The organism is Actinoplanes aureus, from assembly GCF_015704865.1.
GTDB lineage: Bacteria > Actinomycetota > Actinomycetes > Mycobacteriales > Micromonosporaceae > Actinoplanes > Actinoplanes aureus.
On sequence record NZ_JADQTO010000007.1, the window covers coordinates 14512 to 30188 of the forward strand.

Here is a 15677-nt window from a genome sequence, read left to right on the forward strand (position 1 = left end):
AAGCATTTGGGAGCGCACCCATCTGCGCTGCACCGGATCAGGGAGACGACGAACCGCTGTGATGCGGCAAGATGATGATGTGAAGACGGCCGACTTCACCGACGTGCGCGCCACCAACCTCGCTGTGGTGCTGCGTCATCTGCGTGCCAACGGCCCGAGCTCACGTGCCGCGATCGCCGCGTCGACCGGGCTCAACAAAGCCACCGTCTCCAGCCTGACCAGCGACCTCATCGGACAGCGGCTGCTCCGCGAGACGGGCTTGACCGGCAACCGGATCGGGCGGCCGGCGACCGAGCTGGCACTCGACGGCTCGGCGTACGCGGCGATCGGCCTCCAGGTCGCCGCTGACCGCCTCACCGCGCTCGCCGTCGACTTCGCCGGCGAGCAACTGCTGCTGTGGCACCGAGCTGTCCGGGCGGACCGCGCGGGCACCGCGATCACCGCGCTCGCCCAGCGCGCCGCCTCCCGGGTCCGCCAGCAGGGCCGGCACGTCCTCGGCCTGACCGTCGCCGTTCCCGGCCTGGTCGCCGACGGCGGCACGGTGCGCCTCTCCCCGCCGCTCGGCTGGGCCGACCTCGACCTGCGCGGCCTACTCTCCGGTTCGCTGCGGCAGTCCGGCCTGACCGTGGCGGTGGCGAACCACGCGGTGCTCGCGGCGGTCGCCGAGCAACGGCACGGCGGCCACCCGGGCGGCGCGAACCTCACGTACGTGACCGGAGCCGCCGGCGTCGAGGCGGGCCTGGTCGTGGACGGCCGCCCGCTGGCGGGCGCGCACGGCTTCACCGGCCAGATCGGACGGTTCACCCTGGGCCCGGCCGGCGCGCCGACGCTGCAGGACCTGGCCGGCGTCGAACCGCTGGTCCGCCGCGCCCTGCCCGACTTCGACCCGGAGTCGCTCGGCGATCTGAGCCCGGCGGTCGAGCAGGTAGCGGTGCAGGCCCGGGCCGGTGACGCCGCGACCCTGCAGGCGCTGCGCGACACCGGCTGCCACCTCGGCCAGGGACTCGCCCTGCTGGCGAACCTGGTGAACCCCGAGCTGATCGTGCTCGGCGACCACTACGCCGCCCTCGCCGAGTGGCTCATCCCGGCGGCCGAGACCGAGCTGGCGCGGCACACGCTGGCGCCCGAGGCCGGCGGGGCCCGCCTGATCGCGTCCCGGCTCGGGCTGCACGCCGCGGCGCTCGGCGGCGCGGTCACGCATCTGGACCGGGTGGACACCGGCGACCTTTCCCGCCTGGCGCACGCCTGACCCGGGTAAGCGCTTACCCGGGGGCCGCCCGGCGCCGTAACAATCGATGGCCAAACATGGCTCGCGCGCCTTGACCAACTCGGGACGGGGTGCGAGCCTCAGGGAACTCCGACCGAAACATTCACGTAACCCACTCGCTCGCCCCATTGTCGAAGCGCTTCGACAAGTGCTCGGCCCGAAGGAATACGTTGTGATCGATTCCCCCACTCGCATCGTCTTTCGCGACCCGCAGCAGAAGCTCGCCACGCGGGTCTCCGACCTTCTGGGCCGGCTCAGCCTGGCGGAGAAGATCGCCCTGCTCCACCAGCATCAGGCGCCGGTACCGCGGCTCGGCATCGCCGGCTTCCGTACCGGCACCGAGGCCCTGCACGGCGTCGCCTGGCTCGGCACCGCCACCGCTTTCCCCCAGGCGGTCGGCCTCGCCAGCACCTGGGACCCGGACCTGCTGCGCCGTGTCGGCACGGCCGTGGGCAGCGAAGTACGTGCCATGCATCACCGTGACCCGGAGAACGTGGGACTCAACGTCTGGGCACCGGTGGTCAACCTGCTGCGTGATCCCCGGTGGGGGCGCAACGAGGAGGGCTACGCCGAGGACCCCTGGCTGACCGGGGTGCTCAGTACCGCGTACGCGGGCGGGCTGCGCGGCGATCACCCGTTCTGGCTGCGTACCGCGCCCACCCTCAAGCACTTCCTGGGCTACAACAACGAGACCGACCGCTGCCTCACCTCGAGCAACCTGCCGCCCCGGGTGCTGCACGAGTACGAGCTGCCCGCCTTCCAGGCCGCGCTCGCCGAGGGTGCCGCGGTCGCCGTGATGGCGTCGTACAACCTGGTCAACGGCTGTCCCGCGCACCTCAGCCCGCTGATCAACGAGACGTTGCGGTCGTGGACCGAGGACGACGTCATGGTCGTCGGTGACGCCTGGGCGGTGCACAACATCGCGGGCGACCAGCACTGGCACGACGACCACGTGGCCGGGTTCGCCGCCGCGATCCGGGCCGGCATCGACTGCCTCACCGAGGACCGCGACGCCACCATCGAGCGCCTCACCACCGCGGCCGCGACCGGCCTGCTAAGCGAATCGGATGTGGACGAAGCGGTGCGGCACATCCTCGCGGTGCGGATCCGGCTGGGCGAGTTCAACCCGGAGGACGACCCGTACCGGGACATCGGGCCCGCGGTGATCGACTGCGCCGAGCACCGCGCGCTGGCCCGGGAGGCCGCCCGCGCCTCGGTGGTGCTGCTCAGCAACGACGGCATCCTCCCCCTCGATCCGGCCCGGGCCGGCCGGGTCGCGGTGATCGGCCCGCTCGCCGACGCGATCTTCGACGACTGGTACAGCGGGACGCCGCCGTACCGCAAGACCCTGCGCGACGGTGTCGCGCGGCGGCTCGGCGCCGGCTCGGTGCTGCACCACGAGGGCCTGGACCGCATCGCCTTGCGCTGCGCTTCCGGCTTGCTCATCGCCGACCCTTCACAACCCTTGCGCGTACGCGAGAACGACGGCGTACCCGAGGAAGCCCTCTTCGACGTGATCGACTGGGGCCAGGAGACGTTCTCGCTGCGGGTGGTCTCCACCCGGCTCTTTCTGGGCGCCGACGGCCTCGGCCCGCGGCCGCACGAGCTGGTCTGCGACCGCCCCGGACCGAACGGCTGGGAGGTCCGCGAGACGTTCCAGTTCGAGCCCGCGGACGACGGGGTGGTGCTGCGGCACGTGCAGAGCGGGCAGTACCTCGCCGTGGACGCGGACGGGCTGGTCCGCACCTCGGCACCGGGCCCCGGCGACGGGACCGTGTTCACTGTGGACCTGCTGATCGACGGGGTGGCCGCGGCCGCCGCCGTGGCCGCCGAGGCGGACGTGGTGCTGCTCGCCCTCGGCAACCACCCGCTGGTGGCCGGCCGGGAGACCGAGGATCGGCGTGACCTCGCCCTGCCCGGGACACAGGACGACCTCATGCGGGCGGTGGCGGCCGCCAATCCGCGTACTGTGCTGGTGTTGACTAGCAGCTATCCGTACGCGGTCGGCTGGGCCCGGGAGAATCTGCCCGCGCTGCTCTGGTCCTCGCACGGCGGCCAGGAGCACGGCGACGCCCTCGCCGACGTCCTGTTCGGCGACGAGCCGGCCGGCCGGCTCACCCAGACCTGGTACACGAGCGCCGCCGACCTTCCCGACCTGCTCGACTACGACATCATCGCCACCGACTCCACCTACCTCTACTACCGCGGCACCCCGCTCTTCCCGTTCGGGCACGGCCTGAGCTACACCACGTTCCGCTACGAGAACCTGCGCCTGAGCACCGGACGCGCCGGCCCCGCGGACCGGGTGACGGTCACCGTCGACGTGCTCAACACCGGCGACCGCACCGGCGACGAGGTGGTGCAGCTCTACACCCGGCAGCAGCGCTCCCGTGTCAAGCAGCCGATTCGCCGGCTGCGCGGCTTCCGGCGGATCCGGCTGGCACCCGGCGAGCGCACCACGGTGATGATGCGGCTGTCCGTCGCCGACCTCGCCTTCTGGGACGTCACCCGGTCCCGCTGGGTGATCGAGGACGCCGGCCACACCATCGCGGTGGGCCGGTCCAGCACCGACTGGGCGCTCATCGCGACGCTGCGCGTGCGCGGCGAAGTCATCCCACCACGCTCCCCGCGCACCGGCCTGCGATTGATCGACAACGACGGGTACGACGCGACGACTCCCGTCCCGGCCACGGACGAGCCCGGCGAGGCACTGCGCAGCGTCTCCCCCGACGCCTGGGCGGTCTTCGACGAGGTCGACTTCAACGGCGGCCACGCCCAGGTGCGGGCCGCCGTCGCGGCCGGTGCTGCGGGTGGTTCGGTCACCCTGCGGCTGGACGACCCGCTCGCCGGCCCAGTGCTGGCCGTCCTGCCGGTCCCGGTCGTCTCCGGCCGGGAAGCACTGACCGAGGTCGTCGCCGCGATTCCGCCGGTCACCGGCACCCACGACCTGTTCGTCCAGTACGCCCAGGCCGGCATAACGGTCGCCGAGCTCTCGTTCCTGCCCTGACCAGCCCATGTATGTCGCACGCCGGGGCCGCGGAAATGTCGGTGTGCCGTGGCAGAGTGGCTGTCGGACCTACGGGAGGCGATGTGACGACGGTCGGGCAGGCATTGGCGTTCGCGGGTGTGATCGGCTTGGCGGCGGCGTCGCCCGGGCCGGACTTCGCCGTGGTGGTGCGGCGGTCGGTGGTGGCCGGCCGGGGGCACGGGATGCTCGCGGCCGCCGGGATCGCGACCGGCGTGTTCGTCTGGTCGGTCGCCGCGGCGATGGGGGTGGCCGCGCTGCTCGCCGCCTCCGCGGTGGCCTTCACGGTGGTGAAGATGGCCGGCGCCGCATACCTTCTCTGGCTCGGCGTCAGCGCCCTGCTCGCCGCGCGGCGCGGTGGCGGCGGCCTCGACCCGGACGGCCGGCCGCGAGCCGAGGCGCGGGCCTGGGTCTCGTTCCGCGACGGGCTGCTGTGCAATGTGCTCAATCCCAAGGCCGGCGTCTTCTTCATCGCCGTGCTGCCGCAGTTCGTCCCGATGGACGGGGCGACCGCTGACGTTCTCCTGTTTTCGCTGGTCGCGGTGGCCGTCACGGTCGCCTGGTTCACCGTGGTGGCCAACCTCGTCGCGGCCCTACGGCGGCTCCTGGCCCGGCCGGCGGTGCGCCGGTCGCTGGACGCACTCACCGGCGCCGTGATGATCGCTCTAGGCATCCGCCTGGCGGCCTCCACCGCCTGACACCCCCTCTCCGGACCATCTGGCCCGGATCCCGCCGGCCGGCTGTCGCGTTTGCACCCCGGCCCGGCACGGCTTTGCCGTCGCGCTGAGCGATGCGATGCCGGCGGCCGGAGTGGCCGCCGGCATCGCGTGGTCAGCCGGCGAGCGTGCCGGTCACCTCGGTGCCGGAGCGGGTGACCTGGTAGGTCACGATCTCGCCACTCCAGAAGTAGAACTTCAGCGTGACCGGGGCCCCATCGGTGACCTCGGCGAAGAACTCGGGCGTCAGCTTGATGGTGCCCGCGGCGTAGTCCGGGGCGAACGCCCGGTCGAACTCCTTGTACGGCGTCCAGCCGTGCGGGCCGGCGTTGCCGCCGTCCGCGTAGGTGGCCGTCATGGTGGCGAGACGGTCACCGTTGAAGGCGGTCGGCACGGCGAACGACGCGGTCGTCCCGGTGGCGGCGGTGACCACCGGGGTGTCGTAACTGACCACGTCGAGCCGCCACGGGACGCCCCGGGAGAACCGGAGTGACAGCGACGCGCGTACGCCGTACCCCGCGGTCTTCGTCAGTCGCGAGAGCAACCCGGCGGTGAGCGTGAGCTGATCGCCGGAGACCGTGTAGTCGGGGCCACGCCGCAGCGTGACGTTGCCGAGCCGGACGTGGGTGAAGCCGGTGGTGTTCAGGTTCAGCGTGATGGTCTGCGCGGTCACCGGCGCGGAGCGCCGGACGAAGACCAGGTCGCTGGCGGCGGTGCCGGAGCGGGTCCGCCAGCTGGAGCTGATCTGGGCGAACAGCTCCGGGTCGCGCCAGACCCCGGCGGTACGGTCGAAGTGCTGGCCGTTGTCCCACAGCATGGTGGCGACGTTGCGAGCCCGCGCCTGCGCCCCGAAGAGCTCGAAGAACTTGAGCTTCTCACCCTGTTCGATGGTGCCGGTGTGCCGGTCGAAGCCGAGCAGGCCGTACTCACCGATGACCACCGGGATGCCCTTCGCGACGAAGGACGTGTGGGTCCGCGTGAACATGTCGAGCAGGTCCTGCTGCGCGGTGGCGTCGAACCGGTAGCCGCCGGCCACGTTGACGCTGAATGGCCAGTACCCGTAGAAGTGCACGGTCGCGATCAGGTTCGGGTCGTTCAATGCGGTGAACGTCGCGGTGAGGTTGTCCAGGTGGACCTGGTCGGACGAGGTGTGCAGGGTGGGCAACACGAGCAGGCGCGTGGCGTTGCCGCCGCCGGTGCCGCGCACGATCCGGTGGAAGGACGTGTTCAGCTCGGCCAGGAGCGCGGCAGCGTCACCACCGTTGAACTGCGGCTCGTTGACGCTCTCCAGGACCAGCCGCGGCGACGCGTCGCGGAAGGCCGCGGCGACCTGGGTCCAGATCGCGTTGTAGCGGGCCAGCACGGTGTCGTGGTCGCTGGGCATGCTGTTGATCCACTGCCACGAGTCGTGATGGATGTTGAGCATCACGTAGAAGCCGTCGTCGAGGGCCCAGCCCACGACCTCCTTGACCCGCTCCAGATACGCCGGGTCGATGGTGTAGTCGGGCGCCGGCCCCTGGTGCTGTCCCCAGGTGACCGGGATGCGGATGCTCTTGAAGCCCTGGGCACGGATGCCGTCCAGCAGTTCCGGGGTGACGCGCGGGTTACCCCACGACGTCTCGTCGGCCCCGGTCGAGTCGAAGGTGTTGCCCAGATTCCAGCCGGGCTGCATGGCGGCCACCGCCTGGGCGGGGGTGCGTACCGGCTCGCGCGCGGGGGCGGCCTGGGCTCCGCCGGCGGTGAGGCCGATTCCGGTGATCAAGGCGAGGACGAGGCCGACGCCCCGCCACCTGCCGAGTGAACGCGACATGACGCTCCTGACGAGGACGCGCGGATGCGGGAGTACGGAACTTGGGAGCGCTCCCGCTCTGATCTCGGCAGATTATGTTTGGAGGTCAAACTATGTCAATCGATGGACGCTGCTGTCGCCGGACACGGCGACGGGCCGCCCGGGCGAGCGGGGGATGCGCTCCTCGCCGGGACGACCCGTGCCCATCTGACCGCACACCAGGGACCCGCCGTGCCGTCGAAGGTGAACCGCCGCGGCAACGCGCACGATGTTCAACACACGAAGGCCAGTACTCGGTGCATTCCACAGAAAGGCTGACTCACGGAATACTGCACTCTTTCCGAAACCGATTCAGGCCCTCCATCTCGAATTACCGCCGGCGGTATCGGCGGGTATGGTGCCGCTTCTACCTGCAACTTTGCAAGTTGCATGCGAATCTTGCGAACGGCATCCCTCCTAACTGGAATTGGCACGTTAATTTCTTCGCCACGGATTGTCGTGGAGCTATTGCGCTTCGTACAGTGATGGTCACCTGTCATCGATCTACATCAGTGCGATGAAGCGGGCAGCTCTGCACGGGGCCCGCGGGGAGGCAGCTCATGCTTGTCAAAGTCATCGACCAGATCACCGACGGACAGTTGCACGAGGCCGCCTGGAACCTCTACCAGGAAGCGTTCGAGGAGTTGAACACCCTCGCCGCGCAGCGGCACCTCATGTACCGCTCCGAGTTCGACGAGGTCATGCACGACACCCGGATCGACAAGTACCTCGCCTTGGAAGAGGACGGCAGTCTCTCCGGCATCGCCTGCTACACCAACAACCTCGATGCCATCCCATTGATCGCGCCGCAGTACTTCGAGCGGCATTACCCGGAGCACTACGCGGCCGGGAGAATCTGGTACATCGTGTTCGTCGCGGTCAGCCCCCATGCCCAGGGCCGGGAGGCGTTCGCGCAAATGGTCGAGCAGATGTACCTGGTGGCGGCCACCCAGAACGGCCTGGTCGGTCTGGACATCTGCACCTACAACGACGAGGTGCGACACATGTCCCGCATCTTCCGGCTCATGGTCGGCCGGCTGTGCAACAACAACATGCGCTTCAACCGCATCGACCAGCAGTCGTTCTGGCTGTACGAGTTTCCCTCCGCCGCATAGGACGGGACGCATTCTCGTCTCATGCCATAGGCGACCTCCACATCGTCCAGAGCGGAGGCCCGTCGGGTAGCTCGATCACGGAGCGGATCTGATAACCGTGCCGCAGGTACAGGTCACGGTTACGGGGATCGTTGGCCTCCAGGTAAGCCGGGAGGCCGGCGTGGTCGAGCCGGGCGTGATGACGGTCGAGCAGAGCGCTCCCGATGCCACGGTTCTGGCTCCTCGGATGCACGGCAAGGAACGCCAAGTAGTGGTGCGGCTCGAACGGGTGGTGCGCTTCGATCGCGGCGTCCAGCTGACAGGCCCGATCGAATGCGTCCCCGGCGGCCTCCTTCAGCCGGCGCTCATAGTCGACCGGCGGCGGAATCAGCGACGTGAACGGGAACCACAGGGCGACACCGGTCAGGCGACCGCTCTCGCCGTCAGCGGTGGCGTAGACCTCGCCGTACCGCGTGGCGTGATCGACGAAGATCGCGAAGTAGTGGGGTGCTTCCCGGCGGCGTACATCAGGATCGGCATGTAGCCACCGGGCGACCGGACCATCACGCATCGCCTCGGCGACGAGATCGGTTATCTCGTCGGTGTCGACCGGGGTGACATCCCGGATGACCAGTTCCTGGATGGCGTACGTCATCGGTTTCCTTTCTCGGTCAAGACTTCAGTAGTGATAGCCGCGCGATCCCACCGGTGCCGCCGGGGGTAGCACATCTGGGAACTCGCTCTCGGCCGGCGCGATCACCCGTACGTCGGCGCCACGCCCGATCGCCGCGTACACCTCCGGGCGAACGGCACGCATGACCAGCGCCCAGACGAACCCGATCGCCGCCACGCCGAGGTAGGCCACCGGGAACAGCCAGCGGAACGGTGAGCCGGCCGGCACCTGCAACAGATCACCGAATCCGATGATCGTGGCGGCCAGCACGATGGACAGCAGCAGGAACGCCAGGAACGGTGCGACATAGGCCCGCCAGACGTTCTCACCGCGGCGATGGTGCTGGAAGAAGGCGATCACCGAGGCGGACGCCGACCACATCAGGATCAGCACGCCGAGACCACCGATGGTCGTCAGCCAGGCGAAGAGGTAGAGCAGCGGCTCCGCCCCCGCCGCGGCGTACGCGCTGATCACAGCCAGGGCCAGCACGCTCTGCGTGATCGAACCGAGCAACGGCGCACCGGTACGCGGATGCGTGTAACCCCAGGCCGACGGAAGCACCCCTTCCCGGCCGAGCGCGAACTGGTACCGCGCCACCGCGGCGTGGAAGGCGAGCAGCGCCGCGAACACGCTCGTCATGAAGAGGACGTAGCCGACGTCGACGAGCACGGCCGGCAGGTGCGGACCGACCAGGGTGAAGACCAGATCGGTCTGATGCTCGGCGGCGACCGCGAGAATCTGGTCCGGCCCGGTGGTCACCGACATCGCCCAGGCCGAGATGCCGCACAGCACGCCGGCGAGCAGCACCGCGAGGTGGGTCGCACGGGCGATGGTGCGCTTGGGGTCGCGAGCCTCCTCGGAGAGGACGACGGTGGCCTCGAAACCGACGAATCCCGCGATGGCGAGCACCAGGAGCGTGCCCACCACCGGGGTGAGCATCGGCGCCGGGGACAACGTGGCGAAGCTGATCGAGCCGCCCGCCGGGTTCGAGACCATGACCAGGTCGTAGATCAGCACAATGCTGATCTCGGCGACCAGGAGGACGGCCAGGACCCGCCCGCTCAGGTCGACCCAGAGCACACCGAGCACGGTGACCAGTGCCCAGGCCACCAGGGCGCACGCGTACCACGACGCCTGCAGGCCGAACTCGGCGAGAATCCCGGAGGCGACCACCCCGAACAGGCCGAAGAGACCGATCTGCATCAGCGAGTACGCGGGGAGAGCCACGAACGCCGCGCCGACGCCGACCACCCGGCCGAGACCGTGACTGATGTACGAGTAGAAGGCCCCCGAGTTGACGATGTGCCGGCTCATCGCGACGAAGCCGACGGTGAACAGCGACAGGATGCCGGCCACGACCAGATAGGCGACCGGGACCGCGGTGCTGCCCTGGATCGCGTAGATGGCCGAGATCGAACCGATGATGACGGTCAGTGGGGCGGCGCCCGCGACTCCGAAGAACACCACGGAGGCGACACCCATGCGGTTGCTGGCCAGCGCCCGGGTGATGATGTCCGGCTCGCTGGGTCGCTTGCGGTCCACCAACAGCCGCCCGGCCCACTGGTCCATGTTGTGCTGGTGGAGATGGTGGCGCCCGACGGAGGTCATCGGCGGCCGGCGGTCAGCACCGAGCCGATCGAGGCTTCGGTGTAGTCGACGATCTCGCGCAGATCGCTTGGCAACGAGGCGGCGGCGTTCGGCAGGTACTGGAAGGCCTGCGGGTACATCTCGAAGCCGTACAGCACGTGGCGGGTGAGTCCGGTGGCGGAGACCAGGCTGACCAGCACCCGGTCGGTGACGCTCAGCTCCATGCCACGGATCAGCAGGTTGGCGAGGCGGGTCGATGCCCAGGCGGCGGCGTTGCGCTGCTGCGCGCTGTTCGGCATGTAAAGGGTGTGCGTGGTGCCCAGCATCCGGCGGCGGGTGACCGGCTCGACAGCGCCGAGGCGCATCAACCGCTCTCCCACGCGCAAGGCCGCGTCCTGCGAGAGAAAGGCCAGCCAGGTACGCACGTCACGGTGTTGGGGCTGTGCGATCAACAGATCCAGGATGTCGTGTTCCAACGCATCTCTGGTGGGGTGTCGATCGAGAACGAAAAGATCGCCGTCGGTGACGCCGATACGGCCTTCGAGGACTAGTTCGGCCAATAGCGCGGCGGCCAGGCCCAGGCCGGTCGCACGGGGATGTAGCCGGGACCGACCGGTGCGGTCCTCGTGTGCGATCAGGTAGTACTGGTCAGCCAACACTCCGCCCACGCCCCTTAGACGCCAGTTCAATGATCATTTTTCCAAATGTTGGAAACAAGACAGAACTCGATGTCCGCAGCATCATGTACCCAACAGCAAGGTCAATACAAGAAGTACTAGACTTCTTATTCATGCCCCGCAGACCAAGCCACATTCGCGATCATGGGAAAACGCGATCATGAATGGGTCGGTGGATCGTGAGGAATCGGTCGTAATATCGACTGCATCAGGACCGTAGGGAGTCCAGGTGTCCGATATCGAGGGTCCGACGCTCCGACGCCGCCGGCTGGGGGCGGAGCTCAAACGATGCCGTGAGGCTGCCGGACTGACCCAGCAGGACGTGTCCCGGCATTTCGAATGGCACGCCGCCAAGGTCACCCGCATCGAGACCGCACGGGTCGCCGTGACGCCTCGCGACGTCCGCGACCTGCTCACCCTCTACAACGTGCGGGATCAGGGATATCGCGAGGCCATGGTGGAATTGGCGCGGCTGTCGCGGGAACGCACCTGGTGGACCGACTACCGCGACATCCTGCGGCCGGGAAACTTCGTCGGGCTGGAGGCCGCCGCGTCGTCGATGCGGGCGTGGGAACCGATCCTGGTGCCGGGGCTGCTACAGACCGAGGCGTACATGCGCGCACTGATCAAGACCGGACGCTCCACCGATCCTGAGCATCACATCGACCGCCGGGTCGCCCTTCGCCTGACCAGGCAGAGCCGGCTGGGCGGTGACCGGCCGCTCGATCTCTCCGCGATCATCGACGAGTCCGTGGTGCGCCGGGTGATCGGCGGCGAGGACGTCATGCGGGGTCAGTTGGAGCATTTGATCGAGGCGGCTAAGTTACCAAACGTAACGCTACAGATCCTGCCGTTCGACGCCGGCGAACATTTGTTCCTGGGCGGGCCAGCAGCGCTTTTGGAGTTCCGCGAGACCACCCATTTGGATGTTGTCTATCTCGAAGGCATTGCGGGAGACTACTACGAAGAGCAACCAAAAGAGGTTGCCCGGTACCGGCAGGAGTTCGAGCGAATGAGCGCGAAGGCGCTCGACCATCGGACAAGCGTGACGATGATCGAAGACCTGCTCGTCGCGTAGCACTCCCAAGGACTCATATCGAAGGGAGGTGCTCGAGTTGCTCGCGCACCAACTCGACGGTGCCGTCTGGAAAAAGGGCAGTCGCAGTAACGGCAACGGCGGTAGCAACTGTGTCGAGGTAGCAATGCTCGACCAGGGAATCGCCGTCCGTGACAGCAAGAACCGGACGGGCCCAGCTCTCATGTTCACGCCGGCGGAGTGGACCGCCTTCGTGGACTCTGCCAAGGACGGCGAATTCGATATCACGTGAGAGCCTACCGATAGGCACGCACCGATGGAAGTGCCTCTGACAAGGTTTACTTCCGCGATGTGCAACTCCAGTGAGTTGTGGCGTCCCCCGTTCGGGGGACGCCATGACACCTCGCCGATACAACTCACAGCCCTGCCGCCATGCGCGGCAGGGCCTATACCCGTTTCCTAAAAATGCCGAATGCGTTGTCGAGCCCTCTTATTGAGGACGCCGGGAACACCCATGTAGGCATTGGTTTTTCCATCGGCGGTGCGGGACACTGTGGATGACCCGTTCGGTGTTGGATCTCGACACCCCATTGAGTCGCCCGGCCCCACAAACACGAATGACGACCCGCGTGCGAGGCGGGCCGCCATCCGTTCGGCAGAAGCATCCAAGTCTCCAGGCGATGGGAACCCAAAATGCCACGTAACAAGCCGAATACCGCCAGCGTATCGAAGCGCAGGCGCACTGACCAGCAACCGAAGGGTGACCCGACCTCGATCGCCCGGACAGCGCTGAGGGCCGGCTGCGCCCTAGCCTGTGGCAATGCCGCAGTTGCCACCGCCGGGGGCGAATTCGGTCTGGACCTTCCGATCATTGTCTGCGCGGTCGTGAACGGATGGATGATCCTGACGCTGACGCTGATCTTCGTCTACCTCGTCATGAAGCAGGACCGTCCTGGATCTGGCCGGTTGTAATCATCGGGCGGCCCGACCCGGCCAACCGGTGATCAGGCCACGGGGGCGAGAGCCCTCCGCAGGGCGGCCTCGCCTTCGGTCGCCGGGACCGGCAGGACCAGGTATTCCACCGCGGCGGCTCGCGCCTCGGCGACAACCGCCTCCCGGCGGAGGCTGTCGCGGTTGCGCCGGGCCAGCTGCGCGTCGTGCCAGGCGGCCTGCTCGGCCGCCACGGCACGGCGGTGGAGCGACGCCAGGTGGGCCGCAACGGCCCGCTGCACGGCCAGCTCCTGCTGGACCGGGTGGAGGCGGGCATCCCAGCCGCCTCGCCCGTTCAGCGCGTCGGCGACCGCGCCGGCCGGGAGCTCGCCACGCTCGGCTGCGGCGCGTACCGCCTGGTGCAGGAAGCGCTCGCGGGCCGCGTACTCCGCAGGGTTTCGGGCCGTGAACGGCGTGCCGAAGGCCGCCGCCGCCTGGCTGCGCGCCCAGCGCGCGTCGGCTGCCTGCCAGGCCCGCCAGGTCGTGTCGACCCGCTCCGCGGCCGCCTCCCAGTGACCCTGCCAGCGCTCCGCCGCGTACCCCGCCTGGTCGGCCGCGACCCGGATCTCCCCGGCGTAGCGCACGGTCTGCGCCGCCTCCTCGGAGCGCCGCGCACGCTCCGCCTCCCGGCGCTCCTCGCGCAGGCGCAGGACGGCCACCGAATCGATCAGGGCGCGCCGCGGGTCCCGCACGCCGTAGGGGCTGGCGAGCACGATCAGCGCGGGCAGCGTGAGCAGCATGAGGATGGCCCAGATCGCCACCGGGGCGGGCTCGGTCAGCAGCATTTCGGCAAGCATGTTCATGGGAAAGGTCGTCCGCTTCGTCTCGGTTCCGCACACTCGGGCACACGGGGACCCGGGCCGGCGGGGTACGCCGTCCGCAGAGGTCAGACGGTGGCGGGCGGGGCGCGGGAAGCGGTGACCCCGGCGGTGAGCTGCGCGCGCAGGGCGCGCACCGCATGCGCGGTGCCGTAGCCGGCCGGAGTACGCGTGTCCGCGGGCTTCTCAGCCGCCGCGGAGTCGGCGGCGATGCCTGCGGTGATGTGCTGGGCCGAGTGCCCGGAGGATGCCGGCGCCGCTCCCGCAGCGACCGGGACCGCGCTCGCGCCGAGCGGAGACATCAGGGCGAGGAGGAGCGCCAGCAGAACGAGGAAAGACCGGAGCACGGTGCCGCGCTTCGCGATCTTCCTCATAAGTCACAAACTACACATAAGCTCCAAAAACACCCGGCGCCGCGCCGGTGATGACCGAGGCGGATCCGGCCGGATGACCGGCCGGATCCACCTGCGGCTCAGCTCAGATCACCAGCGACGGTAGTCGTCCTGGGTCTGCGCGTTGAACTGCCACGTGCGCTCCCGCTCGGCCCGGTCGATCCGGCGGTCGCTGACCTCGAAGACGTCCAGACCCTTCTGGATGTCATTGGAGTAGATGTGGCCGTTGTACCAGTACGCCGACCAGGAACCGGCCAGGACCGACCGCTCCAGGCTGATCGGGCCCCGCTCCCAGAAACCGATCTCGACCGGCTTGCGGGAGTTGGTGAAGTCCCAGATCGAGATGCCGCCCTGGTACCACGCCTGGACCATGATGTCCCGCCCGGCGACCGGGATCAGCGAGCCGTTGTGGGCCACGCAGTTCTCGGTGTCGGCGTTCTCCCGCGGGATCTTGAAGTAGCTGCGGAACGCCAACTTGGCCTTCTTGCCCTTGCCGACGATGTCGTAGATGGCGTCCGCGCCGCGGTTCGGCCCGGTCTCCGGGTTGCACTGCGCGCCCACGCCGCCGCCCAGCTCGTCGGTGAAGACGACCTTGGTGGCGTTGTTGTTGAAGGTCGCGGAGTGCCAGAACGCGAAGTTCTCGGTGTCCCGGACCGTGGTGATCACCCTCGGTGCCACCGGGTTCGAGATGTCGAAGAGCACGCCGTCACCCATGCAGGCACCGGCCGCGATGTCCCTCTGCGGGTACGCCGTGATGTCGTGGCAACCGGTCGTCGCGGTGCCGGTCTCGCTGCCGGGGAAGCCGCCGTCCGGGAAGAGCACCGGCGTGGCCACCACAGCGGCCGCCTCGGGTGTCCGCAGTGGAACCTTGACGATCGAGATCTTGTCGTGCGGCAGAGCGCAGTTCGGCAGGTCCTTGGTGTCCAGGTTGTAGGAGGACACGTAGACGTAGACCGAACGGTCGCGCTTCTTGCCCGGCACCAGCGTCAGCGTGTGCGAACCGCAGTCGGTCTTCACCGCGGCCACGTACCGCGGGTTGAGCGGGTCGCTGATGTCGAAGACCTTGATGCCCTCCCAGCGCGGCGTCTCGGCGGGCGCCGTGTTCGGCACGGCGACACTGTTGCAGGAGTCGTCACTGCGGATCGAGTCGGTGGCGAGGAAGAGCAGATCGCCGTAGACCGAGACGTCGTTCTGCGAGCCCGGGCAGACGACCTGCTTGGCCATCACCGGGTCCTTCGGATTCCGGATGTCGTAGACGGTGAAACCGTTGAAGTTACCGGCGTACGCGTACTTGCCCTGGAAGGCGATGTCGCTGTTGTACGCCCCCTCCGGCGCGAACGCACCTTGCTTGGGCTCGTTGGCGATCAATTTGATGTTCGGGCTGCTGACGATCTCGTCGACGCCCGGGATGTCGGCGGTAGCGGCCTGGGCCGGCGCGGCGACGAGGAAGCTCAGCAGAACAGCCGCGGCACCGATGGAGGCCAGACTTCTTAGTCGCCCTCGTGGGGCAGGGTGCTTCATGAAGCTCCTTCCGGCTACGGAGCCACCGGCGACACGTCGAGTTGTGTCGCTCG

The 15677-nt window shown here is 68.7% G+C and carries 14 protein-coding genes; 7 read left to right on the forward strand and 7 right to left on the reverse strand.

Features of this window, described 5'->3' with window-relative positions; all coding sequences use genetic code 11:
- The first annotated feature begins 79 nt into the window (after positions 1 to 79).
- From I4J89_RS16180 to I4J89_RS16190, 3 genes are all read left to right on the forward strand, one after another.
- Positions 80 to 1249: an ROK family protein gene (locus tag I4J89_RS16180; RefSeq protein ID WP_309238345.1), complete on the forward strand. Its 1170-nt coding sequence runs from the start codon at positions 80 to 82 to the stop codon at positions 1247 to 1249.
- A 190-nt stretch (positions 1250 to 1439) separates the two neighbouring features.
- Positions 1440 to 4274: a glycoside hydrolase family 3 C-terminal domain-containing protein gene (locus I4J89_RS16185; protein WP_309238346.1), complete on the forward strand. Its 2835-nt coding sequence runs from the start codon at positions 1440 to 1442 to the stop codon at positions 4272 to 4274.
- A gap of 83 nt (positions 4275 to 4357) precedes the next feature.
- Positions 4358 to 4990, forward strand: a complete 633-nt coding sequence (locus tag I4J89_RS16190) for a LysE family translocator (RefSeq protein WP_309238347.1) — start codon at positions 4358 to 4360, stop codon at positions 4988 to 4990.
- 133 nt (positions 4991 to 5123) lie between these two features.
- Here the strand turns inward: I4J89_RS16190 and I4J89_RS16195 are convergent, their stop codons facing one another.
- On the reverse strand, positions 5124 to 6818 hold the full coding sequence (locus I4J89_RS16195) for a cellulase family glycosylhydrolase (RefSeq protein WP_196414810.1): 1695 nt from the start codon (positions 6816 to 6818) through the stop codon (positions 5124 to 5126).
- Positions 6819 to 7396: 578 nt separating this feature from the next.
- Here I4J89_RS16195 and I4J89_RS16200 point away from each other — a divergent pair.
- Positions 7397 to 7951, forward strand: coding sequence for a hypothetical protein (locus I4J89_RS16200; protein ID WP_196414811.1), 555 nt, complete (start codon positions 7397 to 7399; stop codon positions 7949 to 7951).
- 19 nt (positions 7952 to 7970) lie between these two features.
- Here the strand turns inward: I4J89_RS16200 and I4J89_RS16205 are convergent, their stop codons facing one another.
- Genes I4J89_RS16205 through I4J89_RS16215 form a run of 3 tightly spaced genes read right to left on the reverse strand, consistent with a single transcriptional unit; the run spans position 7971 to position 10849 of the window.
- Positions 7971 to 8585 (reverse strand): GNAT family N-acetyltransferase, encoded by a 615-nt coding sequence (locus tag I4J89_RS16205; protein ID WP_196414812.1) that lies wholly within the window; start codon positions 8583 to 8585, stop codon positions 7971 to 7973.
- A 24-nt stretch (positions 8586 to 8609) separates the two neighbouring features.
- A complete protein-coding gene (locus I4J89_RS16210) occupies positions 8610 to 10172 on the reverse strand; it encodes an APC family permease (RefSeq protein WP_230859044.1) in 1563 nt (520 codons plus the stop codon).
- A 35-nt stretch (positions 10173 to 10207) separates the two neighbouring features.
- The gene (locus I4J89_RS16215) at positions 10208 to 10849 is read right to left on the reverse strand and encodes a GOLPH3/VPS74 family protein (RefSeq protein ID WP_196414814.1); all 642 of its coding nucleotides are present in this window, start codon (positions 10847 to 10849) and stop codon (positions 10208 to 10210) included.
- Positions 10850 to 11096: 247 nt separating this feature from the next.
- Here I4J89_RS16215 and I4J89_RS16220 point away from each other — a divergent pair, with 247 nt between their 5' ends.
- The 3 genes from I4J89_RS16220 to I4J89_RS16230 all read left to right on the forward strand — a co-directional run bounded on the left by I4J89_RS16220 (position 11097) and on the right by I4J89_RS16230 (position 12875).
- Positions 11097 to 11945: a helix-turn-helix domain-containing protein gene (locus I4J89_RS16220; protein ID WP_196414815.1), complete on the forward strand. Its 849-nt coding sequence runs from the start codon at positions 11097 to 11099 to the stop codon at positions 11943 to 11945.
- A 37-nt stretch (positions 11946 to 11982) separates the two neighbouring features.
- Positions 11983 to 12195, forward strand: a complete 213-nt coding sequence (locus I4J89_RS16225) for a DUF397 domain-containing protein (RefSeq protein WP_196415165.1) — start codon at positions 11983 to 11985, stop codon at positions 12193 to 12195.
- Positions 12196 to 12596: 401 nt separating this feature from the next.
- Positions 12597 to 12875, forward strand: a complete 279-nt coding sequence (locus I4J89_RS16230; RefSeq protein ID WP_196414816.1) for a hypothetical protein — start codon at positions 12597 to 12599, stop codon at positions 12873 to 12875.
- Positions 12876 to 12907: 32 nt separating this feature from the next.
- On the opposite strand, the gene I4J89_RS16235 is transcribed toward I4J89_RS16230, so the two are convergent.
- The 3 genes from I4J89_RS16235 to I4J89_RS16245 form a co-directional block, all read right to left on the reverse strand.
- Positions 12908 to 13678 carry a hypothetical protein gene (locus I4J89_RS16235; protein WP_196414817.1) on the reverse strand — a complete coding sequence of 257 codons (771 nt, stop codon included), beginning with the start codon at positions 13676 to 13678 and terminating at the stop codon, positions 12908 to 12910.
- Positions 13679 to 13779: 101 nt separating this feature from the next.
- Positions 13780 to 14085, reverse strand: coding sequence for a hypothetical protein (locus tag I4J89_RS16240; RefSeq protein WP_196414818.1), 306 nt, complete (start codon positions 14083 to 14085; stop codon positions 13780 to 13782).
- Between the two features lie 108 nt (positions 14086 to 14193).
- Positions 14194 to 15624 (reverse strand): LVIVD repeat-containing protein, encoded by a 1431-nt coding sequence (locus I4J89_RS16245; RefSeq protein WP_196414819.1) that lies wholly within the window; start codon positions 15622 to 15624, stop codon positions 14194 to 14196.
- Between the last annotated feature and the right edge of the window lie 53 nt (positions 15625 to 15677).